7 protein-coding genes are annotated in these 7527 nt (G+C 62.5%); all 7 read right to left on the bottom strand.

The annotated features are described in order from the left end of the window. A partial coding sequence (locus AC1RNN_RS08795) for a retention module-containing protein (RefSeq protein ID WP_493137378.1) occupies window positions 1-961 on the bottom strand: 961 nt, incomplete at its 3' end. A gap of 92 nt (window positions 962-1053) precedes the next feature. Further along, the gene (locus AC1RNN_RS08790) at window positions 1054-1689 is read right to left on the bottom strand and encodes a response regulator transcription factor (protein WP_493090929.1); all 636 of its coding nucleotides are present in this window, start codon (window positions 1687-1689) and stop codon (window positions 1054-1056) included. After that, complete coding sequence (locus AC1RNN_RS08785; RefSeq protein ID WP_493090931.1) at window positions 1686-3107, bottom strand: HlyD family type I secretion periplasmic adaptor subunit; 1422 nt, start codon at window positions 3105-3107, stop codon at window positions 1686-1688. Before AC1RNN_RS08785 ends, AC1RNN_RS08790 begins: the two co-directional genes overlap by 4 nt. After that, window positions 3104-5290: a type I secretion system permease/ATPase gene (locus AC1RNN_RS08780; protein ID WP_493091072.1), complete on the bottom strand. Its 2187-nt coding sequence runs from the start codon at window positions 5288-5290 to the stop codon at window positions 3104-3106. Before AC1RNN_RS08780 ends, AC1RNN_RS08785 begins: the two co-directional genes overlap by 4 nt. Window positions 5291-5294: 4 nt before the next feature. Beyond that, entirely contained in the window at window positions 5295-5618 is a 324-nt protein-coding gene (locus AC1RNN_RS08775) for a hypothetical protein (protein ID WP_493090932.1), read from the bottom strand. A 139-nt stretch (window positions 5619-5757) separates the two neighbouring features. Continuing rightward, on the bottom strand, window positions 5758-6876 hold the full coding sequence (mnmA, locus tag AC1RNN_RS08770) for a tRNA 2-thiouridine(34) synthase MnmA (RefSeq protein WP_493090934.1): 1119 nt from the start codon (window positions 6874-6876) through the stop codon (window positions 5758-5760). A 90-nt stretch (window positions 6877-6966) separates the two neighbouring features. Next, the gene (locus tag AC1RNN_RS08765; RefSeq protein WP_493090935.1) at window positions 6967-7464 is read right to left on the bottom strand and encodes an NUDIX hydrolase; all 498 of its coding nucleotides are present in this window, start codon (window positions 7462-7464) and stop codon (window positions 6967-6969) included. Between the last annotated feature and the right edge of the window lie 63 nt (window positions 7465-7527).

Raw genomic sequence — 7527 nt, 5'->3', positions numbered from 1 at the left:
AGCCCGTCTTGGTGACTGTGAAGGTAATGGTGCCTGCGGCCTCATCGACGATGAAGTCCGAGCCCATGTTGAAGACCGGCGCTGTGTCGTTGTCGACAATCGTGCCAGTGCCGACGGCTCCACCGACGCTGACAAGCAAGAATTCATCTTTTTCGTAGACGGTGTCGTTGACCGTAGGGATGCTGACGGTGAAGCTGCTGACACCGGCAGGAACGGTGACCGTTCCGGCAACGGCGTTGTAGGTGACGCCGTTGCTGAACACGGGTGTGCCGTAATCGGCTGCCGATGCGGTTTGGCCAGGAACACTACCACCCGAGAGGCCGAAGCTGTAGGTGGTATTTTGTGTGGTGTTTCCGGATAGGTTGACGGAGTAAGAGAGGGTGGTTCCTTCGGCTTCGCGCGGGCTGGAGACGCTGACAACGCTGGGGTCTGACAGGACTTGGGTATTGTTGGCGGTGTTTGTTACAGAGTCATTGGGGAAAACGAAGTCTTCGTCCCCGCCTTGGGCGGCGCGGTCTATGCCCAGCGGGTTGAGCTCTTCACTGATTCGAACCAACCGTACGAAGCTGTGCGAGTCGCTGCCTTCGCCGCCACCAAGGCCAGCCGCTGTGGCATCCAGCTCTACCGACAGGTCTCCAGTACCCGTGGCTAGGGCGCGTGCGACGGCATCGGCACCGCTGTTGAGGTCCTTGAGTGCAGACTCCGTGGGGTCGGTGGGCGCTGTGCCGAGTAGGTTGGCGTCCAGCAGCAGTTCACGCCCGGACTCGACATTGAGGTTTTGTCCGTGCGGCATGGCCAGTTCGAGCCGGGTGCCGTCTTCAGTCGCTACGACCTGCCCTTCCTGCACCTCGTCACCCACCCGCAGTGCACGTCGGCTGCCATCCGGATTGACGATCCAGGCATTGCCTTGGAGGATCACAACAACACCGCGGGCTTGGGCAGTAACTTGGTTGGCGGCCATACGAACTCCGGAATTCAGCTAATTAGATAAGCTGACTCTAGAGCAGGACAGGCAGGCCGCCTATTGTCCTCAAGTACAGGTTTTGTGAAGTTTTATTGGATTCCGTGCACTTTGAGTGCCAGTTGGAGCCGGTCGCTGATGCCCAGTTTGTCAAAAACGGCGCTTAGGTGAGCTTTGACCGTGCGTTCCGAGATGTCGCAGTCGGTGGCAATGCTTTGGTTGGAGGCCCCTTTAGCCGCGAGAAGTGCCACCTGTTTTTCCCGGGCGGTCAATCCCTGGCTCCAGCCGGTTTCCCCCTTGGCAGGGGCGGCGGCATGGTTGGCGGTCTGGATGAGCTTCTGCATGAGCGCCGCACCGATCCAGACGTGGCCTGCCCGGACGACTTGGTCCACTTGCCGCAGGGTGGCAGCATCTGCGTAGGCGTGGCAATAGCCAGCGCAGCCCGCGTCCAGAGCCGTCACGGCCTCGAAATCCCTCGGGTTTGAGCTGGTAGCGATGATCCGTAGCTTGCTGCTTTTCAGCATGCTTGCCCATTCCGGTGCGTTCCAGACCGGTAGACCGGGTGTTGCAAGGTCCACCCATAGCAAGCCTGCTTCGTGCTGCGCTTCAGGCGCCAAGGCATCGAGTCCTGAAATGGCTGTGCCTTTGCTGTCTTTTAGGGACCTCTTCCAGTGTGCCAGCAGCCCATTGTCGCGGGTGAGGTACAGCCCTTTACTTGTGCCGCTCATCGTTCAGTCAACGCCTTGGCCTTGGCACGCAAAATGGGCTTGAGCAGGTAGGAAAGGACGGTTTTCTTGCCGGTCAGGATATCGACTTCAGCCACCATGCCGGGGATGATGGGCAGCTTTTGCTGCCCGATGGTATTGGACAGCGTGCGCACCCTGACCACAAAGAATGCATTGCCTTTCTCATCGACCACGCTGTCCGCGCCAATTTGCTCCAGCGTGGCATCTAGGCCACCGTAGACCGCAAAGTCATAGGCCGTGAACTTCACCAGCGCCTTTTGGCCGGGCCGCAGGAAGGCAATGTCGCGTGGCAGCACCCGGGCTTCGAGAAGCAGGGCATCGTCGGACGGGACCAGCTCAATCACATCCTTGCCGGGTTGCACCACGCCGCCCACGGTATTGACCTTCAGCTGCTTCACGGTACCGTTCACAGGGGAGCGGATTTCGGTCTGCTTGACCCGGTCTTCCAGCGCGGCGCTGCCTTCGGACAGCGCGTTGAGCTTGGCGTTGACTTCGCTTAGCTCGGAACGCGCGGTGTTGCGGAAGGTGAGTTCCACTTCCTGGATCTTGCGCGCGGACTCTGCTACGGCAGATTCCAGTCGGGGAATATCGGAGTTTGCGCTGTCGCGCTCACCACGGTAGCGGGCCACGTCGCGCTCCAGCCGCAGCAGTTCCACGTCAGACACCGCCCCGGTGCGCACCAAGGGGCGGGTCATTTCGAGTTCTTTGGCGGTCAGGGCGTAGCTCTGGCTCGCCTGCTCGCGGCGCGCGCGGACGGAGACCAGCTCTTGCGAGCGTTGCGCAGATTGCTGGCGGGCTACGCCGATGGTGGCGTCGAGTTCTGCGCGGCGGGATTCATAGAGAGAGCGTTCCTGCTCGACGATCTCGGGGGCCTGTTTCACCACCTCGTCTGGGGGGGAGAAGCGTGAGCCTTCTGCCAATGCCCGCAGCCGTGCGCCCTTGGCGAGCAGAGCCAGGTACTGCGACTGGTTTTCACGCAGCGAGGAGACCATGCGGGTCGGGTCCACCTTGAGCAGCAGGTCGCCGACCTTCACCGTCTGGCCTTCGCGGGCCAGGATTTCGGAGACGATGCCGCCGTCCAGGCTTTGCAGGATCTGGATTTGGCGTGAGGGAATCACCTTGCCCTCACCACGCGTCACTTCGTCCAGTACCGCGAAGGCAGACCAGAGCAGCAGCACGGCCACTGAGGCCACGCTGAGCCAGATCACGATACGCGCGCCCTTGGGTGTTTGTTCCGCAATGGCCCAGTCGGCATTGGCGTCGAAATCGCCATCCTGTTCGCTGTGCTTGCCCACAATGGCCAGCAGGCCGCGATCGATGAGGGCTGAGCAGCGAGCATAGAAGCGATCCCAGAGCGCTTTCCAGCGTGGAGGACGCAGTGCTTCTTCGTTCTCGCTCATGCGTTGGCTCTCCCGATGCGGCCGCTTTGCAGCGCTTCGACCACCTGGGCCTTGGGGCCATCGGCCATGATCTGGCCGTTATCGATCACGATCAGGCGGTCAATCAACTCCAGCAGCGAGGTGCGGTGGGTGACCAGAATAACGGTCTTGCCCAGGCCGAAGCGGCGCAAGCGGGCCTTGAGCTGGTCTTCGCTCTGGTGGTCCATGGCGCTGCTGGGCTCATCCAGTAGAAGAATGGGGGAGTCGTTGAGCACCGCACGCGCAATGCCCACGGCTTGGCGTTGCCCGCCAGAGAGGGATTCGCCGCGCTCGCCGATGGGCATGTCAAAGCCGCGGGGGTGGCGGTTGGCAAACTCCGTGACGCCGGCAATCTCGGCGGCAGCAATCACGTCCTGGTCATCCGCAAAGGGTGCGCCCAGTGCGATGTTTTCTTTCAGCGTGCCGTAGAACAAGGCGACGTCTTGCGAGACAAAACCCGCAGCCCTGCGCAACTCGGCCGGGTCAATCTGCCGGGAGTCGATCCCATCAATCAGGATAGCGCCTTCGCTGGGCTGGTGCAGGCCCAGGATCAGGCGCTGGATGGTCGATTTGCCAGAACCCACTCGTCCAATGAACGCCACTTTCTCGCCCGCATGGATTTTGAAGGATACCCGGTTCAGCACGGCCTGTTGCTGGCCGGGGTAGGTGAAGCTGACGTTCTTGAATTCGATGGTGCCCTGGAAGCCGGTACGGTGCAGGAACGCAGCGTCGTCCGCGCGCTCGGGCTGCGTCTTCATGTGGGTGTCGATCGAACCCAAGCCGGCCTTGGCGCTGTGGTACTGCATCAGCAGGCCGGCCACTTGACCGAACGGCGCCATGGCGCGCCCGGCCAGCATGGAGGCGGCGATGATGGCGCCCATGCTGATCTGGTTGGCCATGAGCAGGTAGACGCCGACGATGACCGAGGTCACCGAGACCAGCTGTTGCAGCATCTGTGCGAAGTTCATGGTGCTGCTGGAGAGCAGCTTGAGCTTGCCGCCGTGCTGCGCCAGGAACACGGTGGACTGTTCCCATTTGCGTTGGAAGACGCTCTCGGCCACCATGAACTTCACGGTCTCGATGCCCACCAGGCTCTCCACGAGGCTGGCATTGCGTTGAGCCGAGGCGCGCTGCGTCACCTCCACCAGCTCCTGCATCTTCTGCTGCACCACCAGCGATGCCAGCAGCAGCAGCACGATGCAAACGATGGGTGGGATCAGCAGCCAGGGTGAGATCCAGGCGATCACCAGGAGGAACACCAGTACAAAGGGCAGGTCCACCAGCGCAGTGATGGTGGCAGACGCCACGAAGTCGCGTACCGCTTCAAATGCACGCAGATTGGCGGCGAAGGAGCCGACCGAGGCCGGGCGGTCTGCCATGCGCAGGCCCAGCACGCGCTCCATGATGCGCGAGGACAGCGTCACGTCGATGCGCTTGCCGGCCGTATCCAGAATATGGGCGCGCAGGATGCGCAAGACCATATCGAAGCTCATCATCATGAGCACGCCAATGGCCAGTACCCACAAGGTTTCCTCCGCCCGGTTGGGCACCACGCGGTCATAGACCGTCATGGAGAACATCGGCATGGCCAGCGCAAAGATATTGATCAACAGGGCCGCCAGCAGGCTGTCGCGATAGAGGCGCCAGTTCTGGAGCACCACGCTCCAGAACCAGTGGCCAGACTTGATGTCACCGGTCTGCGGGCTGCGCGGATCGAACTTGAACACCGGTTTGATGAAAAAGACCACGCCGGCATACAGGTCCTGCAGAGCCTCTTTGGATAGCACATCGCTGGACTCGCCGCCTTCAGGAAAGCGCACACGCGCCTGGCCGTCCTCGGTCCACTCCAGCAGCAGGCAGGCCTGCTTGTCCTTGAGCAGCAGGATGGCCGGCAACAGGCCGGGGCGCAGGGCGGAGAGTTCGCGCCGGGCCAGCCGGGCGGTCAGCCCGGCACGGGCTGCGGCACGCGGCAGCAGGGCGGGGGTGACGAGGTTGCCCTCAAGCGGCAGGCCGGCCGACAGGGCTTCCTGTGTGGTGGAGATGCCGTAGAGCCGGGCAATGGCGACCACGCTGTCGAGCAGCGGGTCGAAGTGGATGCCGTGTTCGCCGAGCCGCCAGGAGGCTTGTTTGGCGGCAGGGGGGGGGGCGGTGTTGGGGGACACCATGGATTCAGAGGATCCGCTCATCACCACCCAGCAGATTGAGCGCACCCTGCATGCGGTTGCGCAGCCCCTTGCGCAGCATCAGCTTGCGCTGCGCCGCATCAGGCAAGTCGGTGTGGCGAATGACGTTTTTCATGATGAGCGTGTCGATCAAGTCTTCCAGAACGCGCACGAATTCCGCATCCGCCTCGTTGAACCCCGAAGCCGGGGCCCGGGTGCCCAGAAAGCGCTGGATATCCGGGTGGTCGTCGGCGAGCAACTCGCCGCCCGGCCGTTCAATCCGGGCGAGGGAGGCAATGGATCCATCGGCGTTGCGGAGTACGTGGAACATGGCCATGGGCTTTCAAAAGGTCCCTAGCGAACTGTATGCAATTCGCAGCGTGAACGATGTTAGCACCGGCTTTTGTGCGGAGCGTGCCAAAAATGTCATGAAACCATGCATTTTGTGGGCCCGCGCGGCGTCGCCAGACTCAGGGCTGGACTGTGGCTGCTGCAATCACGCCGCCGCCCAGGCAGACGTCGCCGTCATAGAGCACGGCAGACTGCCCCGGGGTGACGGCCCATTGGGGCGTTGCAAAGTCGAGTGCGAAATCGGTACCCGGGGAGGCACCCAGCGCGCATTCGGCATCCGCCTGGCGATAGCGGGTTTTGGCTGCCATTGGGCCGGCTGCGGGCGCGTCGCCGGCAATCCAGCTGGCGTCCTGCGCCTGCAACTGGCTGGACTGCAACCAGGGATGGTCATGCCCCTGCACCACCCACAGGGTGTTCGCCCCCATGTCCTTGCGCGCCACAAACCAGGGGGCATGGTCGCCGCCACCGCGCTGGGCGCCCTTGGCTTTCAGGCCGCCTATGCCCAGGCCCTGGCGCTGGCCCAGGGTGTAGAAAGACAGGCCCACATGCTCGCCAATGGTGTGGCCTTTGGCATTCTTGATGGGCCCCGGTTCCTTGGAGATATAGCGGTTCAGAAACTCGCGGAAGGGCCGCTCGCCAATGAAGCAGATGCCCGTAGAGTCCTTCTTCTTGGCATTGGGCAGGCCAATCTCGTCGGCAATGCGGCGCACCTCGGTCTTGTGCAGCTCGCCCACGGGGAACAGGGTCTTGGAGAGCTGGGCCTGGTTGAGGCGGTGCAGAAAGTAGCTTTGGTCTTTGGCCGGGTCTAGACCCTTGAGCAACTCGTGTTTATTGGTTGCCTCATTCAGGCGTACCCGCGCATAGTGGCCGGTGGCAATCTTTTCGGCGCCCAGACGCATGGCGTGGTCCAGAAAGGCCTTGAACTTGATCTCCGCGTTGCAGAGGATGTCGGGATTGGGTGTGCGCCCGGCCTGGTACTCGCGCAGGAATTCTGCAAACACGCGGTCGCGGTAGTCGGCGGCAAAGTTGACGTGTTCGATCTCGATGCCCAGCACGTCGGCCACAGCGGCGGCGTCCACGAAGTCGATATTGGACGAGCAGTACTCGCTGTCGTCGTCATCTTCCCAGTTCTTCATGAAGATGCCGACCACCTCGTGGCCTTGTTGTTTCAGCAGGTGGGCGGTAACGGCGGAATCCACGCCCCCGCTCAGGCCCACTACGATGCGTTGCTTGCTCATGCCCCAATTTTACCGGGGCAAGCCTGAAGGCGGTTTATGTGCCAATAATGCCCCTGGCCCTCGTCGACAGTGCGCAAGTAGCTCCTGTTTTTATAGCGACTTGGTCGGACTCCAGAGGCTGGCGTCGGCATAGACCAGTTCCAGCGGGTAGCGCTGGCCGCGCAGGTAGTCCTCCATGCACTGCAGCACCAGTGGGCTGCGGTGCCGTTCCCGGCTGGCGCGCAGCTCTTCTGCGCTGAGCCACACGGTTCGGACGATGCCGGTGTCCAGCGTGCGTTGCGCATCCAGGGCGCCCAGCGTGCCCGCGTAGGCAAAGCGCAGGTAGGTCACGTCTTCCAGCGCATCTGCGCGCTGGCGTTGTTGGCGCGACAGGTACAGGCCGACCAGAAAGCCGGGCGTGAAGGCATAGGTCGTTTCCTCTAATACCTCTCGGGAACAACCCTGAGCGGGCGACTCGCCGGGGTCCAGATGGCCGGCCGGGTTGTTCAGGCGTAGGCCTTCGGGGGTGTGTTCCTCCACCAGCAGGAATCGGCCGTCCTGTTCAATGACGGCGGCCACCGTCACGTTGGGTTTCCATCGCGCACTCATGCGGGATTATGGGCACGGAAGGTTGGGCTGTTTTGCGCGGGCCGCTGTGCAGGTGGCGCCAGG

It is taken from the genome of Rhodoferax sp. GW822-FHT02D07 (assembly GCF_058802405.1).
The sequence above is the reverse complement of the archived record's forward strand: the minus strand, read 5'-3'. Positions and strand labels throughout refer to the sequence as shown.